This window comes from Sulfitobacter sp. R18_1 (assembly GCF_017743915.1).
GTDB lineage: Bacteria > Pseudomonadota > Alphaproteobacteria > Rhodobacterales > Rhodobacteraceae > Sulfitobacter > Sulfitobacter faviae.
The window spans coordinates 1-15,329 of sequence record NZ_JAGHRG010000010.1 but is presented as its reverse complement, the minus strand read 5'-3'; the positions used below and the strand labels follow the sequence as shown (position 1 = coordinate 15,329).

The following is a 15,329-nucleotide window of genomic DNA, read 5'->3' as shown; positions in this document are numbered from 1 at the left end:
AACGGCAGCGCATCGTAAAATGCGCTGCCGTTTTTATTTTATTTACCGTAGCTTAGCTGGCTTTTGCCATCCGCTTGCGCTCATGCGGGTCGAGGTAGCGCTTGCGCAGGCGCACGGCGTTCGGGGTCACTTCGACCAGCTCGTCGTCGTCGATATAGGCAATCGCCTCTTCAAGGCTCAGCGTCATCGGCGGGGTCAGGCGCACCGCGTCATCGGTGCCCGAGGCTCGCACGTTGGTCAGCTTCTTGCCCTTCAGCGGGTTCACTTCCAGATCGTTGTCGCGGCTGTGCTCGCCGATGATCATGCCGGTGTAGACGTCGGCCTGCGCGCCGATCATCATCTTGCCGCGCTCTTCGAGGTTCCACAGCGCGTAGGCGACCGAGGTGCCGTTCTCCATCGAGATCAGCACGCCCGCGCGACGGCCCGGGATCGGACCCTTGTGCGGTGCCCAGCCGTGGAAGACGCGGTTCAACACGCCGGTGCCGCGGGTGTCGGTCAGGAATTCACCGTGATAGCCGATGAGCCCGCGCGAGGGGACATGGGCGATTATCCGGGTCTTGCCGGCGCCGGCGGGTTTCATCTCGACCAGCTCGCCCTTGCGGGTGCCGGTGATTTTCTCGATCACCGCGCCGGAGTATTCGTCATCCACGTCGATGGTGGCTTCTTCGATCGGCTCATGGCGCACGCCGTCGATCTCTTGGAACAGCACCTGCGGGCGGGAGATCGACAGCTCGAACCCCTCGCGGCGCATGTTCTCGATCAACACGCCCATCTGCAATTCGCCGCGGCCTGCGACTTCGAAAGCCTCACCGCCCGGCGTGTCGGAGATTTTGATCGCCACGTTGCTTTCCGCTTCTTTCAGCAGACGCTCGCGGATCACGCGGGATTGCACCTTTTTGCCGTCGCGGCCCGCGAGCGGGCTGTCGTTGATGCCAAAGGTCACAGTGATGGTGGGCGGGTCGATCGGCTGCGCCGGGATCGCTTCGTTCACCGAAGGATCGGCCAGCGTATCGGCTACGGTGGCCTTGGCCATGCCCGCGATAGAGACGATGTCACCTGCTTCGGCGACGTCGATGGCGGTCTGCTCCAGCCCGCGGAAGGCGAGGATCTTGGTGGCGCGGAAGGTCTCGATCTGGGTGCCGTCGCGCGACATCGCTTTGACGGTCTGGCCCGCTTTCAGGGTGCCGGTTTCGACGCGACCGGTCAGCAGGCGGCCCAGGAACGGGTCGCCGCCAAGCGTCGTGGCCAGCATGGTGAAGGGCTTGTCGGCGTTTTCGATCTGCTTCGGCGCGGGGACGTGATCAAGGATCAGGTCGAACAGCGCGGAGAGGTCTTTGCGCGGCCCGTCAAGTTCGGCATCCGCCCAGCCGGAGCGGCCAGAGGCATACATATGCGGGAATTCGAGCTGTTCGTCGGTGGCGTCGAGGCTGGCGAAAAGGTCGAAACACTCATCCAGCGCACGGTCAGGCTCGGCATCCGGCTTGTCGACCTTGTTCAGCACGACGATCGGGCGCAGGCCCAGTTTCAGCGCCTTGGAGGTCACGAATTTGGTCTGCGGCATCGGGCCTTCGGCGGCGTCCACCAAAAGCACCACACCATCGACCATCGACAGGATGCGCTCAACCTCGCCGCCGAAGTCGGCGTGGCCCGGCGTGTCGACGATGTTGATGCGGGTGTCGTTCCAGACGACCGAGGTCGGCTTGGCGAAGATGGTGATGCCGCGCTCACGTTCCAGATCGTTGCTGTCCATGGCGCGCTCGGTGGTCGCCTGGTTTTCACGATAGGTGCCGGATTGTTTCAGAAGCTCGTCCACCAGCGTCGTCTTGCCGTGGTCGACGTGGGCGATGATTGCGATGTTGCGCAGGTCCATTAAGTCAGCCTTTGGATAGGGGAGGGACGCGCCAACCTGAAGCTGCGCGTATAATTGCGCCGCCCATACCGCGCCCCGGCTACAATTGCTAGCCCTAATGCCGTGACGCCCCCCTTACTGCGCAAAGCTGTGCCACTGGTGCAGCCCTAATGGGTGGCGCTGTTCGAAAAGAGGTGGATGACCAGAATGCCGCTGATGATCAGCACAAGGCCCAGAACCGCCGGCAGGTCGAGCCGCTGACCGAAAAGGACGAATCCGATAATCGCGATCAGCACGATGCCCAGACCGGCCCAAAAGGCATAGACGATCCCAACTGGCATGACCTTCAGCGCCAGCGACATGCAGTAGAAAGAGATCATGTAAAAGACCACCACCGCCACCGAAGGCCAGAGCCGGGTGAATTGATGCGAAGCCTGCACCGCGGTGGTGCCAAGGGTTTCCGCGACCACGGCGATGATGAGCCACAGGTAATGCATCTCGGTCTTCCTCAGAGCGGGAGTTCGGTGGTTTCTTTGATCTCCTCCATCACGAAACTGGCCGAAACATCCGACAGCGGCACCCGGCGGATCAGGTCCTGATAAAGGCGATCATAGCCCGCCATATCCCGAACCCGCGCCCGGATCAAATAGTCCAGATCACCGGTCATTCGGTAGACGCCGAGGATCTCGGGCATGGCTTTCGTGGCGCGGGAGAACTTCTCAAGCCAATCGGGGGCATGGGCGTTGGTGCGGACTTGGATAAAGACGCTGAGACCAAGGTCGAGTTTCGCCGCGTCCAATAGCGTCACCCGATTCTTGATCACGCCGGCCTTTTCCAGCGTCCGGATGCGCCGCCAGCAGGCATTGCGCGACAGGTGGACCGCCGCGCCAAGCGCCTCAAGGGATTGGCTGGCGTCGCGTTGCAGTTCGACCAATATGCGGCGGTCTATGTCATCAAGTGTTGTCATGGCGGTAGTTTGGTGGGAAATCCTCTCATGCACAAGCGGTTGTCGGGAGAGATTTGAGACAATGTCACAAGCAGGATCGCTTAGTGTGGGGGAAAGGCAGAGACAGGAGTTTCCCATGATCGCACGCATCTTCCTCGACCATCCCGCCAAGGTGGATGAGACGTTTCTGGAGCATATGGCCTTCGCGCTGAAGTTTTCGGGGCTGCTGTTCGCGGCGGCTGGCGCGGCGCTCGTGCATGCGCTGATACCGTGCCTGTTCGAGAAGACGGCGAGTGGGATTATCGCCAAGCTTTACGCGCGGACGCATAACCGGGGGCAGTGAGGGCCAGCGCGGCTCCAGTTTCGCAATGGGGGCCAGCGCCTGCCCGCGGGTGGGCGATCTTAGGTGGCCGCGTGCCACTTTATGGCTCAGCAATGTTGTGCGTTCCGCGAGTTCACGCCCAGCCTAAACAAATCGCCTACCCGGTCGCACCGAAGGTGCGCCCCCTTTATAGCGGCACGCCTCCGGCGTGACGGGCGGGCAGGCGATGGCCCGGCGCCTACGGCTTGGTTCCGGGCCCGGGTGGCAGGCGTGACCAAAAAATAGAAAAGGGCCGCATCGCTGCGGCCCTCGGTTATCCCAAGCTCTCGCCAGCCTCAGCCCGCCAGCGCCCTGTTCAGGTTCTCATCCACCTTCTCCAAGAACCCCATGGTCGTCAGCCAACCCTGATCCGGCCCCACCAGCAGGGCAAGGTCCTTGGTCATGAAGCCTGATTCCACCGTATCCACCACGACCTTCTCCAGCGTCTCGGCGAAGTTGATCAGCGCGGTGTTCTCGTCCAGCTTGCCCCGGTGCTTCAACCCGCCGGTCCAAGCGTAGATCGAGGCGATGGAGTTGGTCGAAGTCTCCTCGCCCTTCTGGTGCTGGCGGTAATGGCGCGTGACGGTGCCATGGGCAGCCTCGGCCTCCACGATTTTGCCGTCGGGCGTCATCAGTTGCGAGGTCATCAGCCCCAGTGAACCAAAGCCCTGCGCCACGGTGTCCGACTGCACGTCGCCGTCGTAGTTCTTGCAGGCCCAAACATAGCCGCCCGACCATTTCATCGCCGAGGCGACCATGTCGTCGATCAGGCGGTGCTCGTACCAGATGTTCTTTTTCTTAAAGTCCTCGGCGAATTCCGCGTCGAAAATCTCTTGGAACAGATCTTTGAAGCGACCGTCATAGGCTTTCAGGATCGTGTTCTTGGTCGAGAGATAGACCGGCCAGCCACGGTTCAGACCGTAGTTGAAAGACGCGCGCGCGAAATCGCGGATCGAATCGTCGAGGTTGTACATCGCCATGGTGACACCGGCGGAGGGCGCGTCAAAGACCTCCTTCTCGATGGTCTCGCCATCATCGCCGACGAATTTGATGGTCAGCTTGCCCTTGCCGGGGAAGCGGAAGTCGGTGGCGCGGTACTGGTCGCCGAAAGCATGGCGGCCAACGACGATCGGCTGCGTCCAACCCGGCACAAGACGCGGCACGTTGCGGCAGATGATCGGTTCGCGGAAGATCACGCCGCCGAGGATATTGCGGATGGTGCCGTTGGGGCTGCGGTACATGCGCTTGAGGCCAAACTCTTCGACCCGCGCCTCATCGGGGGTGATGGTGGCGCATTTCACGCCGACGCCATGCTCGCGGATCGCATGGGCCGCGTCGACGGTGATCTGGTCGTCGGTCTCGTCCCGCACTTCCATGCCAAGGTCGTAATACTTCAGGTCAACGTCAAGATAGGGGGTAATCAGCTTTTTCTTAATGAAATCCCAGATGATCCGGGTCATCTCATCGCCGTCGAGTTCGACGATGGGGTTTTCTACCTTAATCTTCGACATGACGAATTCCTTTGGTTGGGGATGTATTTAACCGTGCTTTAGCCTATCGGGGGCCAAAGAGAAAGATCGTATACCATGGTATGCCGAAGCTCGCGGTCAGGCGCCGACCCCGGCGAAAAAGCTGCTGATACGGGCCCGGGCGTAGGACCAAAGCGCAGGGGCGCCGATGGCGATCTTGCGGCCAACCTTCTCTTCGATCTGCGCTTCCGAGACATTGTAATCGGTCCAGCTGCCCCCGCCCGAGGCGAGGTTTTGCATCGGGGGCTGGAATCGATCAAGCGATTTGGCAAAGCGGGCCGAGGGGCTTTCGGCGGCTTCGAACTCTTCCCAGATGCTGCGCAATGCATCCCGCAGATCGGCGGGCAGCAGGCCAAAGATGCGGTCGGCGGCGATTTGTTCCTGCGCTTCCATTTCAGCGGCGTCATAGTCGCCGAAGATCGGATTGTCGCCCGCGTCGATCTCGACAAGGTCGTGCAGAATCAGCATCTTGATGACGCGGTTGATGTCGACCTCCGGCCCGGCTTGATCGGCCAGCACCAATGCATAGAGCGTCAGATGCCACGAATGTTCCGCTGAATTTTCCGCACGGCTGGCATCGCATAGGGTGGTGCCGCGCAGCACGGTTTTCAGCTTGTCGGCCTCATTCAGAAAGGCAATCTGCTTGTCCAGCCGCTCTGTCATGCGCCGCCCTTCCCGCGATGGTCGCGCAGCTTGCGCGCAAGAAAGGCGCGGGCCTTGTCATTGGCCATCCGGGTGCGGACGGCGGTGAGAAAGGCTTCTTCCAGCGTTTGCGACGAGGCACCCAGCACCTCGCCGACTTCCATGAACAAGCGGTCTTCGCCCGTCTCGGCCTGTACGGCGAGACATTCCTCGGCCAATTTATTGGCCAGTTGGGTAACGACCGCGTCCGCCATCAGCGTGTGGATTCCGTCAGACGACGTTTCACATAGTCGCTGGTCGAGGTGATCAGCGTGTCCATATGCGGCTCTTCAAAGAAGTGCCCGGCGCCTTCGATCTCCTGATGGGTGATCGTGATGCCCTTTTGCTCGTGCAACTTGCTGACGAGGTTCGAGGTATCGGCGGGCGGCGCCACGCGGTCGGCGGTGCCGTTGATCACCAGACCCGAGGCCGGGCAGGGCGCGAGGAAGGAAAAGTCGTACATATTCGCAGGCGGAGAGACCGAGATGAAGCCCGTGATCTCAGGCCGACGCATCAGCAGTTGCATCCCGATCCATGCGCCAAAGGAGAACCCCGCAACCCAGCAGTGCTTGGAGTTGTTGTTCATCGATTGCAGGTAATCGAGCGCCGAGGCCGCGTCGGACAGTTCGCCGATGCCTTGGTCGTATTCACCCTGGCTGCGGCCCACGCCGCGGAAGTTGAAGCGCAACACGGTGAAACCCATGTTGTAGAACGCATAGTGCAGGTTATAGACGACCTTGTGATTCATCGTGCCGCCGAACTGTGGATGCGGATGCAGCACGATGGCAATCGGGGCGTCACGTTCTTTTTGGGGGTGGTAGCGGCCTTCAAGGCGGCCTTCGGGTCCGGGAAAAATAACCTCGGGCATGGGTATCCCTGTCTAGGGGTTCAAAGATCGCCGCGAATAGTTGACGAATTCGCTAGGCCACCTTAGAACGGTTCTAATCTGGTTCCGCGCAGTGTCGCGTGGATCAGTCTTTGGACTTAGGCATTTAAGCCGCCCACGTCAATCAAATGGCGCGGCGGGTGAGGGTGAGACGATGAAGCTATCTACCAAAGGGCGCTACGCGATGGTCGCTTTGGCCGATATTGCCCTGCAACCCGACGGCACCTTGGTGTCTCTGGGCGACATTGCCGAGCGGCAGTCGGTCTCTTTGCCCTATCTGGAGCAGTTGTTCGTCAAGCTGCGTCGGGCCGAATTGGTGACCTCTGTCCGGGGCCCGGGCGGCGGGTATCGTTTGGCGCGTCCGGCGGCGGATATTCGCGTCGTCGATGTGCTAGCGGCGGTGGATGAGACGGTGGATGCGATGCATAAGGGCGCGGGCGCCTCGGGCGGGCTGTCGGGCAGCCGGGCGCAATCGCTGACCAACCGGCTGTGGCAGGGGCTGAGCGCACATGTTTATGTTTTCCTGCACCAGACGCGCCTTTCTGATGTGGTTGAGAATGAGCTAGCCCCCTGTCCGGCGGTGCCGACCCTCTTTGCCGTGGTGGATGAGTCGTGAGGGTGGTTTTGGGCAGCGGGCGCGCTTTGGCGGCTGTGGTCTGTGCAGGTGGTGATGTGGGATTTCGGGGGCGCTGCCCCCGGACCCCCGCGGTATTTGGAAAAGGATGAAGGATGCGGGTCTATCTCGACCATAACGCGACCACGCCGCTGCGGGCGGAGGCGCGCGCGGCGATGATCGCGGCGATGGACCTGCCCGGCAACCCGTCCTCGGTCCATGCCGAGGGCCGTGCGGCCAAGGCCGTGGTCGAGCGCGCGCGGGTGCAGGTGGCGGGGCTTGTGGGCTGTGATCCGGTCGATGTGATTTTTACCTCCGGTGCGACCGAGGCGGCGGCGCTTGCGGCTGCGATGGGGGCGCAGGTTGTGCCTTCTGCGGTGGAACATGACGCAGTTCTGTCTTGGGGGCAGGCGGCGCGTTTGGGCGTCGACGCACAGGGTGTTTGGGACGGTGACCTGACCGCCGCGGCGGGGGCCGATGTGGTGGCCCTACAGGCCGCGAACAGCGAGACGGGTGTGTTGCAGCAAACCATGCCTTTGGCCCAGCAATGTTGGGCGATGGAGCGCACGCCCTATGTGTTGGTCGATGCGGTGCAGGCGCTCGGCAAGACCCGGTTCAAGATGGCGACCTCGGGCGCGGATTTCATCCTTGTCTCGGCGCATAAGCTGGGCGGGCCCAAGGGGATCGGCGCATTGATCGTCAAACGCGGCATTGATCTGGCCGAACATGCGCTGCTGCGCGGCGGCGGGCAAGAGATGGGTCGCCGTTCGGGGACCGAGAATATCCCCGCCATTGCAGGGTTCGGCGCGGCGGCTGAGGCTGCGGCGGCCGATCTGGCTGCGGGGCGTTGGGAAGAGGTGGCAGAACAGCGTGATTTGCTGGAAGCGACCCTTGCGGATGCCACAAGTCTGACTATTTTTGTAGGGAAAGGCGCTCAGCGCCTGCCTAACACTTCTTGTATCATCACGCCCGGCTGGAAGGGCGAGACCCAAGTGATGCAGATGGACCTTGCCGGGTTTGCCATTTCGGCGGGGTCGGCCTGTTCCAGCGGTAAGGTGCGCGCCAGTGCCGTATTGCGCGCCATGGGCTTTGATGAAACACAGGCCGCCAGCGCGATCCGGGTGTCGCTGGGCCTCGACACCACCCGGGAAGATATCCTGCGGTTCGCCAAAAGCTGGACCGCCAAATTGAAAAAGCACGAAACGCGGGCCGCCTGAGCGCCGCCACGGAAAGGAACTGAAACCTTGGAAAATATGACCCTGAAAGAGAATGATGGCGTCAAGGAAGGCGTTGACCAGGAAACCGTGGATGCCGTGCGCGAAGTCGGCGGCAAGTATAAGTACGGCTGGTCCACCGACATCGAGATGGAATACGCGCCCAAAGGGCTGACGCCGGAGATCGTGAAGCTGATCTCGGAAAAGAACGGCGAGCCTGAGTGGATGACCGAATGGCGGCTTGAGGCTTATAACCGTTGGCTCAGCAAGGAAGAGCCGGATTGGGCGATGGTGGATTATCCTGAAATCGACTTTCAGGAACAATATTACTATGCCCGTCCGAAGAGCATGGCCGAGAAGCCCAAGTCGCTCGACGAGGTCGATCCGAAGCTGCTGGCGACCTACGAAAAGCTCGGCATCCCGCTGAAGGAGCAGATGATCCTTGCCGGTGTCGAGGGCGCCGAGGATGCGCCTGCCGAGGGCCGCAAGGTGGCAGTGGACGCGGTGTTCGATTCCGTCTCCGTCGGCACGACCTTCCAGGAAGAGTTGAAGAAGGCCGGCGTGATCTTTTGCTCGATCTCCGAGGCGATCCGCGAATACCCTGATCTGGTGAAGAAGTACCTCGGCTCGGTCGTGCCGGTCTCGGACAATTTCTATGCCACGCTGAACTCCGCCGTCTTCTCCGATGGGTCCTTCGTCTACGTGCCGCCGGGCGTGCGCTGCCCGATGGAGCTGTCGACCTATTTCCGCATTAACGCCGAGAACACTGGCCAGTTCGAGCGCACGCTGATCATCGCCGACAAGGGCTCTTACGTGAGCTACCTCGAAGGCTGTACCGCGCCGCAGCGCGACGAGAGCCAGCTGCACGCCGCCGTGGTCGAGATCATCGTCGAGGAAGACGCGGAAGTGAAATACTCCACCGTCCAGAACTGGTACCCCGGCGACGAGGACGGCAAGGGCGGTATCTACAACTTCGTGACCAAACGCGCCGATTGCCGCGGCGACCGCGCGAAGGTGATGTGGACGCAGGTCGAAACTGGCTCCGCCGTGACCTGGAAATACCCTTCCTGCATCCTGCGTGGCGATGACAGCCAAGGCGAGTTCTACTCCATCGCTATCGCCAACAACATGCAGCAGGCCGACACCGGCACCAAGATGGTGCACCTCGGCAAGCGCACCAAGTCGCGGATCGTGTCCAAGGGCATCTCGGCCGGCAAGGCGCAGAACACCTACCGTGGCCTCGTCTCGATGCACCCCAAGGCCAAGGAATCGCGCAACTATACCCAGTGCGACAGCCTGTTGATCGGCTCGGAATGCGGGGCGCATACGGTGCCGTATATCGAGGTGAAGAACAACAGCAGCCGCGTTGAGCACGAGGCGACCACCTCCAAGGTGGATGACGACCAGATGTTCTATTGCCGCTCCCGCGGAATGGACGAGGAAGAGGCCGTGGCGCTGGTGGTGAACGGTTTCTGCAAGGACGTGCTTCAGGCGCTGCCGATGGAGTTTGCCATGGAAGCGCAGGCGCTGGTGGCGATCTCGCTGGAAGGCTCCGTCGGCTGATGAGCTTAGACGCGGCGCATACTCCCCTCCGCCTGCATTGGTGGAAGGCGCAGCCGAACTTCGGCGATGCGCTGAGCCCGCTGGTCCTGAGCCATGTCTCGGGGCGGCGGGTGGAGCATGCGTCGGTGGGCGAGGCGGATGTCTTTGGTCTCGGCTCGCTCTTGCAGATCGTGCGGCGGAACTACGACACGCCGCGTGCGGGAGCCAAGCCGGTGATCTGGGGCAGCGGGTTGCTGCGGCCCGCCGGGGGGCGTGCGTTCTTGAAGTCTATCGAGATTGCCCTGCTGCGCGGGCCGGTTACGGCGGCGCTTCTCGGGATCGAGACCGATGCCTTCGGTGATCCGGGACTCCTGGTGAACGAGGTGCTGCCCGGCGAGGGACCACGCGGCGACAAGATCGGCATCGTGCCGCATCACACGTTGGCGGACGATCCCGACCTACTGGACCTCGTGGCCTCCGACAGCGCCTATGTGCTGATCGATCCGCGCGATCCGGTGGAGCAGGTATGTGCCGCCATCGCGGCCTGTGCCCATGTCTTTGCCTCGTCACTGCACGGGTTGATCACGGCGGATGCTTACGGCGTGGCCAACACTTGGGTGGCGCCCGAGGGGCAGGGGCGGCTGAAGTTTCACGACTACGCCGCCTCCGTGGGGCGCGACATGCGCGCGCCGATTGCCTTGGCCGATATTCCGGCGGCACCCAAACCCGACGCGCCGCTGACCTACCAGGGCGGCATCACTGCCTGCCGCGCCGCGCTGAAAGACAGCTTTCCCGCCGCGCTATCCGCCCGTCAGGGGGCGGCATGAACTTTAACACGCAGGGGCAAGCCCCTGAGACCACACTGAAATAGCATGAATTGCGGCGCAATGCGCGCCAGAAGGAGACCGAAATGCTGAGCATCAAGAACCTGCAGGTGAAACTGGAAGAAGAGGACAAGCAGATCCTCAAGGGCGTCGATCTGGAAGTCGAGGCCGGCAAGGTGCACGCCATCATGGGGCCGAACGGCTCGGGCAAGTCTACGCTGAGCTACGTGCTCTCGGGCAAGGACGGCTACGAGGTTACCGAAGGCTCCGCCACGCTCGAAGGCGAAGACATCCTCGAACTGGAACCCGAAGAGCGTGCCGCGGCGGGCCTCTTCCTCGCCTTCCAGTACCCGGTGGAAATCCCCGGCGTCGGCAACATGACCTTCCTGCGCACCGCCGTGAACGCACAGCGCAAGGCGCGCGGCGAAGAGGAAATCTCGGCCGCCGACTTCCTCAAGGAAATCCGCGCCAAGGCGAAAGACCTCAAGATCGACGCCGAGATGCTGAAGCGCCCCGTGAACATGGGTTTCTCGGGCGGTGAGAAAAAGCGCAACGAAATCCTGCAGATGGCCATGCTCGAGCCCAAGATGTGCATCCTCGACGAGACCGACTCGGGCCTCGACGTGGACGCGATGAAACTGGTGGCCGAAGGCGTGAACGCCCTGCGCACCGAGGGCCGCGGTTTCCTCGTCATCACGCACTACCAGCGTCTTCTGGACCACATCAAACCCGACGTCGTGCACATCATGCACGATGGCCGCATCATCAAGACCGGCGGGCCTGAGCTCGCACTCGAAGTCGAGAACAACGGTTACGCAGACATCCTCGCCGAGGTGGCATAATGGCCGAAGCACAACTGAAAGAAACCCCGACCGAGGCGATGATCGCAGCGCTCGACATGCCGCAGGGTGGCTGGAGCCATGCGGCGCGCGAAGATGCGCTGGCGCGGGTGCGCGCCATGGGACTGCCGCAGCGCCGGGATGAATATTGGAAGTTCACCCGCCCCGACACGCTGACCCAAGCCGAGGCGCAGCCCGCTGCGATCTTTGATCACGGCGATGCGCCGCTGTTCGACGGCACCGAGCGTCTGCGCATCGTTTTTGTCGACGGCGTGTTCGATGCCGACGCCTCAGATGACCTCACGCTCGAAGGCGTCAGCATCGAACGGCTGGCCGCGGCGGACAGCGACCTGCATTGGGCACGCGACCTCTACGGCACGCTCGAGCAGAACGGCCAGACCCCGGTGCAACGCCCGCTGGCGGCGCTGAACACCGCCTTTGCGACCGATGGCGTGTTGATCCATGTGACCGGCAAACCGAGCAAGCCGATCAATCTAGTTTATCAACACAAATCAGAGACTTCTGACGCGATGTTGCACCATGTGGTGAAGCTCGACAAAGGCGCCGAAGTCACGCTTTTGGAGAACGGCCCCGCTGCCGCGCGCTTCAACACCGTGATGGAGGTCGAGGTGGCCGACACCGCGCGCTTCCACCATGTGCGCGCACAGGGCCGCGACCACGAGCGCCGTGCCGCGACCCATGTCTTCACCCGTCTGGGCACCGAGTCGCTGTTCAAAAGCTTCACCGTTACCGTGAACGGCGCGCTGACGCGCAACGAATGCGTGATCGAGCTCACTGGCGACGATGCCTCGGCTCATGTCGCGGGCGCCTGCGTCGGCGATGGTGATTTCCACCATGACGACACGGTTTTCATCACCCATGATGCCGAGAATTGCGAAAGCCGTCAGGTCTTCAAGAAGGTGCTGCGCAACGGCGCGACCGGCGTGTTCCAAGGCAAGATCCTCGTCAAGGAAGGCGCGCAGAAGACCGATGGCTACCAGATCAGCCAGTCGCTGCTGCTGGACGGCGACAGCCAGTTCCTAGCCAAGCCCGAGCTTGAGATCTACGCCGACGATGTGGCCTGTTCGCATGGCTCCACCTCCGGCGCGATCGACGAGGAGGCGCTGTTCTACCTGCGCGCGCGCGGTGTGTCCCATGCCGAGGCGACCGACCTGCTGACGCTCGCCTTCCTCGCCGAAGCGGTGGAGGAGATCGAGGCCGAGGAACTGCGGGAGGAAATCACCGGGCGTCTCAGCTCGTGGTTGGAGCGTCGTAGCGCCTGATGGCTGTCACAAGCGATATCGTTGCGACCTACCGCGGCCCCGGCAATGTGATGTCGGGGCTGCTTGCGCAGGGACGCAACGAGGTGCGCGTGCTGATGTTCGCGCTGATGGCGGGGCTGCTGATCTTCGTGGCCCTGTCGCCGTATCAAGCCCGCGCGGCGCATCTCGATCCGGACGGGCCGCTCGCGGTGCGCCAGTATTGGAGCGCGTTTTTCTGGATCTTCGTGATGCCCTTGCTGCTCTATGGCTTGGCCGCGATGGTCTGGGGGATCAGCCGTGTCGCTGGGCAACGGCTCAGCGGTTATGCGGTGCGGCTGACCTTGGTTTGGTCGCTCCTCGCCTCTGCACCGATCCTTTTGTTGCTGGGCCTCGCGCTTGGGTTCATCGGGCCGGGCCTACAGGCGCAGATCGTCGGGGTGGTCTGGTTGGCCGTGTTCTTTTGGTTCTGGATCGCGGGCCTTGTTGCCGCGCAGCGGGGCTGAGATGAGCGGCGCCCTGATCCAGCTTGCGCAGACCACCCTGCGCAGCCCCCGCGCGGCAGCGCGCCAGATTGCGGAGCTGCCCTTGGGCAATGATGTTGTCTGGACGTCGCTTGCCTTGGTGGCCGCGCTGAATGCGCTGGTCATCTCGGCCACCTTCGTGATTGCGCCGCCCGCCATGGCGCTGCCCAGCTATTTCCAATCGCCGCTGGTGCTCTTCGCGCTGTTGGCCGGGTTGATGGTGCTCTATGTGCATGCGCTGACGTGGGTTGGCCGGGCACTGGGCGGGCAGGGCGCGGTGACGCCGCTTTTGGCTGCCGTCGTATGGCTTCAGGCGCTTCGCCTCTGCGCGCAACTGGGCATCCTGCTGCTGACCTTGGTCCTGCCGCCGGTGGCGCTGCTGGCCTCGTTCGTCGTTACCTTCTGGGGTCTTTGGATCCTGCTGAATTTCGTGGCCGAACTTTTGCATCTGCCGGGGCTATTCCACGCCGCTGCAGTGCTCGCGGGCGCCGCGCTTGGGGTCTTGCTGGGGCTTGGCCTTTTGCTGTCTTTGATCGGGCTGACCGCCCAGGGAGTTTAAGTCATGTTCGACGTTGAAGCCGTCCGGGCGCAGTTTCCGATCCTTGGCCGCGAGGTGAACGGCAAGCCGCTGGTCTACCTTGACAATGGCGCTTCGGCCCAGAAGCCGCAGGTGGTGATCGATGCGATTACCCAAGCCTATGCGAGTGAATATTCCAACGTTCACAGGGGCTTGCACTATCTTTCTAATCTTGCGACCGACAAATATGAAAGCGTGCGCGGCACCGTGGCACGCTTCCTCAACGCCGGGTCGGAAGATGAGATCGTGCTCAACACCGGGGCGACGATGGGGATCAACACCGTGGCCTATGGCTGGGCCATGCCGCGCATGCAGGCGGGCGATGAGATCGTCCTGTCGGTGATGGAGCACCACGCCAATATCGTACCATGGCATTTCCTGCGCGAACGGCAAGGCTTGGTGCTGAAATGGGTGGACGTGGACGCCACCGGCGCGCTTGACCCACAGGCGGTGATCGACGCCATCGGGCCCAAGACCAAGCTGGTTGCAATATCTCACCTTTCCAACGTCTTGGGCACGAAAGTTGACGTGAAAACCATCACCGAAGCCGCTCATGAGAAGGGCGTTCCGGTCTTGGTCGATGGCTCGCAGGCGGCGGTGCATATGCCGGTCGACGTGCAGGACCTTGGCTGTGATTTCTATGCCGTCACGGGGCATAAACTCTATGGCCCCTCCGGCTCGGGCGCGATCTATATCAAGTCCGAGCGCATGGCCGAAATGCGCCCCTTTATCGGCGGCGGTGACATGATCCGTGAAGTTAGCAAGTACGCGGTGAGCTACAACGACCCGCCAATGATGTTCGAAGCCGGGACCCCCGGAATCGTCGGCACCATTGGCTTGGGCGTGGCGCTGGAGTTCATGATGGATCTGGGTATGGAGAATATCGCCGCCCATGAGGACGATCTGCGCGACTACGCGGTCTCGCGGCTCGGCGGTTTGAACTGGCTGAACTTGCAAGGTACGACGCCGGACAAAGCGGCGATCTTCAGCTTCACACTGGACGGCGCTGCCCATGCGCATGACATCTCGACCGTGCTCGACAAGAAAGGCGTGGCCGTGCGGGCCGGGCATCATTGCGCGGCGCCTTTGATGACGCAACTCGGCGTTTCGGCCACCTGCCGCGCGTCTTTTGGCATGTATAACACCCGGGCCGAGGTCGACACATTGGTCGACGCGCTTGAATTGGCGCATGATCTTTTCGCCTAAGGTGAATTTCGCCGCCCTTGCCCCCGGATTTCCCATTGCAGGGGCGGCCCGCTCTGGCTATACCGCCCCTCAGTGGACCCTTAGCTCAGCTGGATAGAGCGCTGCCCTCCGAAGGCAGAGGCCAGAGGTTCGAATCCTCTAGGGTCCGCCATTTTTCCCATATCAATGTCGTTTGTCGCGTTGGGGGCTGTGCCTTCGCCTGCGGGGGGCTTTGCCGTAGGCTTGCCAAGCGTTCGGATTATACTCTGTATCTAAAAACTCTATCCGTCTCCGCCCCGGTTTATATAGCCCGGCGAGCTGATATCTTCTGCCCAACAGTAATATCCCTGCGGAAGGACAGACAAAATGAAAGTGTAAACACCATTCAGAAATGTCACTGGGTTTGCAAAGCAGGAATGTCACTACTGGCGCGACGGTAGCAAGGCTTTGCAGCCCGGAGACCCCACATATCGAAGGGCTGAAAAGCCTTGCGGGGATTG

At 62.1% G+C, this 15,329-nt stretch carries 17 protein-coding genes and 1 tRNA gene; 11 read left to right on the top strand and 7 right to left on the bottom strand.

Annotation, left to right across the window (positions count from 1 at the left end):
• Nucleotides 1-52: 52 nt before the first annotated feature.
• The 3 genes from typA to J7392_RS18095 all read right to left on the bottom strand — a co-directional run bounded on the left by typA (nucleotide 53) and on the right by J7392_RS18095 (nucleotide 2,816).
• A complete protein-coding gene (gene typA / locus J7392_RS18105) occupies nucleotides 53-1,870 on the bottom strand; it encodes a translational GTPase TypA (RefSeq protein WP_209218798.1) in 1,818 nt (605 codons plus the stop codon).
• Nucleotides 1,871-2,016: 146 nt separating this feature from the next.
• Nucleotides 2,017-2,346 (bottom strand): SMR family transporter, encoded by a 330-nt coding sequence (locus J7392_RS18100; RefSeq protein ID WP_067262978.1) that lies wholly within the window; start codon nucleotides 2,344-2,346, stop codon nucleotides 2,017-2,019.
• Between the two features lie 11 nt (nucleotides 2,347-2,357).
• A complete protein-coding gene (locus J7392_RS18095; RefSeq protein ID WP_209218797.1) occupies nucleotides 2,358-2,816 on the bottom strand; it encodes an Lrp/AsnC family transcriptional regulator in 459 nt (152 codons plus the stop codon).
• A 115-nt stretch (nucleotides 2,817-2,931) separates the two neighbouring features.
• Between J7392_RS18095 and J7392_RS18090 the strand changes: the two genes are divergently transcribed.
• Nucleotides 2,932-3,138 (top strand): DUF6356 family protein, encoded by a 207-nt coding sequence (locus J7392_RS18090; protein ID WP_067262973.1) that lies wholly within the window; start codon nucleotides 2,932-2,934, stop codon nucleotides 3,136-3,138.
• A 314-nt stretch (nucleotides 3,139-3,452) separates the two neighbouring features.
• Here the strand turns inward: J7392_RS18090 and J7392_RS18085 are convergent, their stop codons facing one another.
• The 4 genes from J7392_RS18085 to J7392_RS18070 all read right to left on the bottom strand — a co-directional run bounded on the left by J7392_RS18085 (nucleotide 3,453) and on the right by J7392_RS18070 (nucleotide 6,234).
• Entirely contained in the window at nucleotides 3,453-4,667 is a 1,215-nt protein-coding gene (locus J7392_RS18085; RefSeq protein WP_209218796.1) for an NADP-dependent isocitrate dehydrogenase, read from the bottom strand.
• Between the two features lie 96 nt (nucleotides 4,668-4,763).
• Nucleotides 4,764-5,348, bottom strand: coding sequence for an HD domain-containing protein (locus J7392_RS18080; protein ID WP_209218795.1), 585 nt, complete (start codon nucleotides 5,346-5,348; stop codon nucleotides 4,764-4,766).
• Nucleotides 5,345-5,581 (bottom strand): hypothetical protein, encoded by a 237-nt coding sequence (locus J7392_RS18075; RefSeq protein ID WP_209218794.1) that lies wholly within the window; start codon nucleotides 5,579-5,581, stop codon nucleotides 5,345-5,347. Before J7392_RS18075 ends, J7392_RS18080 begins: the two co-directional genes overlap by 4 nt.
• Entirely contained in the window at nucleotides 5,581-6,234 is a 654-nt protein-coding gene (locus tag J7392_RS18070) for an alpha/beta hydrolase (protein ID WP_209218793.1), read from the bottom strand. The genes J7392_RS18075 and J7392_RS18070 overlap by 1 nt, the downstream gene beginning before the upstream one ends.
• 172 nt (nucleotides 6,235-6,406) lie before the next feature.
• On the opposite strand from J7392_RS18070, the gene J7392_RS18065 reads away from it, so the two are divergent.
• From J7392_RS18065 to J7392_RS18020, 10 genes are all read left to right on the top strand, one after another.
• Nucleotides 6,407-6,868, top strand: a complete 462-nt coding sequence (locus J7392_RS18065) for an Rrf2 family transcriptional regulator (RefSeq protein ID WP_209218792.1) — start codon at nucleotides 6,407-6,409, stop codon at nucleotides 6,866-6,868.
• Nucleotides 6,869-6,981: 113 nt separating this feature from the next.
• Nucleotides 6,982-8,082: an aminotransferase class V-fold PLP-dependent enzyme gene (locus J7392_RS18060; RefSeq protein ID WP_209218791.1), complete on the top strand. Its 1,101-nt coding sequence runs from the start codon at nucleotides 6,982-6,984 to the stop codon at nucleotides 8,080-8,082.
• 36 nt (nucleotides 8,083-8,118) lie between these two features.
• The gene (sufB, locus tag J7392_RS18055; RefSeq protein WP_209218955.1) at nucleotides 8,119-9,642 is read left to right on the top strand and encodes a Fe-S cluster assembly protein SufB; all 1,524 of its coding nucleotides are present in this window, start codon (nucleotides 8,119-8,121) and stop codon (nucleotides 9,640-9,642) included.
• The gene (locus J7392_RS18050) at nucleotides 9,642-10,448 is read left to right on the top strand and encodes a polysaccharide pyruvyl transferase family protein (RefSeq protein ID WP_209218790.1); all 807 of its coding nucleotides are present in this window, start codon (nucleotides 9,642-9,644) and stop codon (nucleotides 10,446-10,448) included. Before sufB ends, J7392_RS18050 begins: the two co-directional genes overlap by 1 nt.
• Nucleotides 10,449-10,531: 83 nt before the next feature.
• Nucleotides 10,532-11,287, top strand: a complete 756-nt coding sequence (gene sufC, locus J7392_RS18045) for a Fe-S cluster assembly ATPase SufC (RefSeq protein WP_067262950.1) — start codon at nucleotides 10,532-10,534, stop codon at nucleotides 11,285-11,287.
• Nucleotides 11,287-12,567 carry a Fe-S cluster assembly protein SufD gene (gene sufD / locus J7392_RS18040; RefSeq protein WP_209218789.1) on the top strand — a complete coding sequence of 427 codons (1,281 nt, stop codon included), beginning with the start codon at nucleotides 11,287-11,289 and terminating at the stop codon, nucleotides 12,565-12,567. The genes sufC and sufD overlap by 1 nt, the downstream gene beginning before the upstream one ends.
• A complete protein-coding gene (locus J7392_RS18035) occupies nucleotides 12,567-13,049 on the top strand; it encodes a YIP1 family protein (RefSeq protein WP_209218788.1) in 483 nt (160 codons plus the stop codon). The genes sufD and J7392_RS18035 overlap by 1 nt, the downstream gene beginning before the upstream one ends.
• A 1-nt stretch (nucleotide 13,050) precedes the next feature.
• The gene (locus J7392_RS18030) at nucleotides 13,051-13,626 is read left to right on the top strand and encodes a YIP1 family protein (protein WP_209218787.1); all 576 of its coding nucleotides are present in this window, start codon (nucleotides 13,051-13,053) and stop codon (nucleotides 13,624-13,626) included.
• 3 nt (nucleotides 13,627-13,629) lie between these two features.
• Nucleotides 13,630-14,850, top strand: a complete 1,221-nt coding sequence (locus J7392_RS18025; protein WP_209218786.1) for a cysteine desulfurase — start codon at nucleotides 13,630-13,632, stop codon at nucleotides 14,848-14,850.
• 74 nt (nucleotides 14,851-14,924) lie between these two features.
• Nucleotides 14,925-15,001: transfer RNA gene (locus J7392_RS18020), tRNA-Arg, on the top strand.
• Nucleotides 15,002-15,329: the final 328 nt, after the last annotated feature.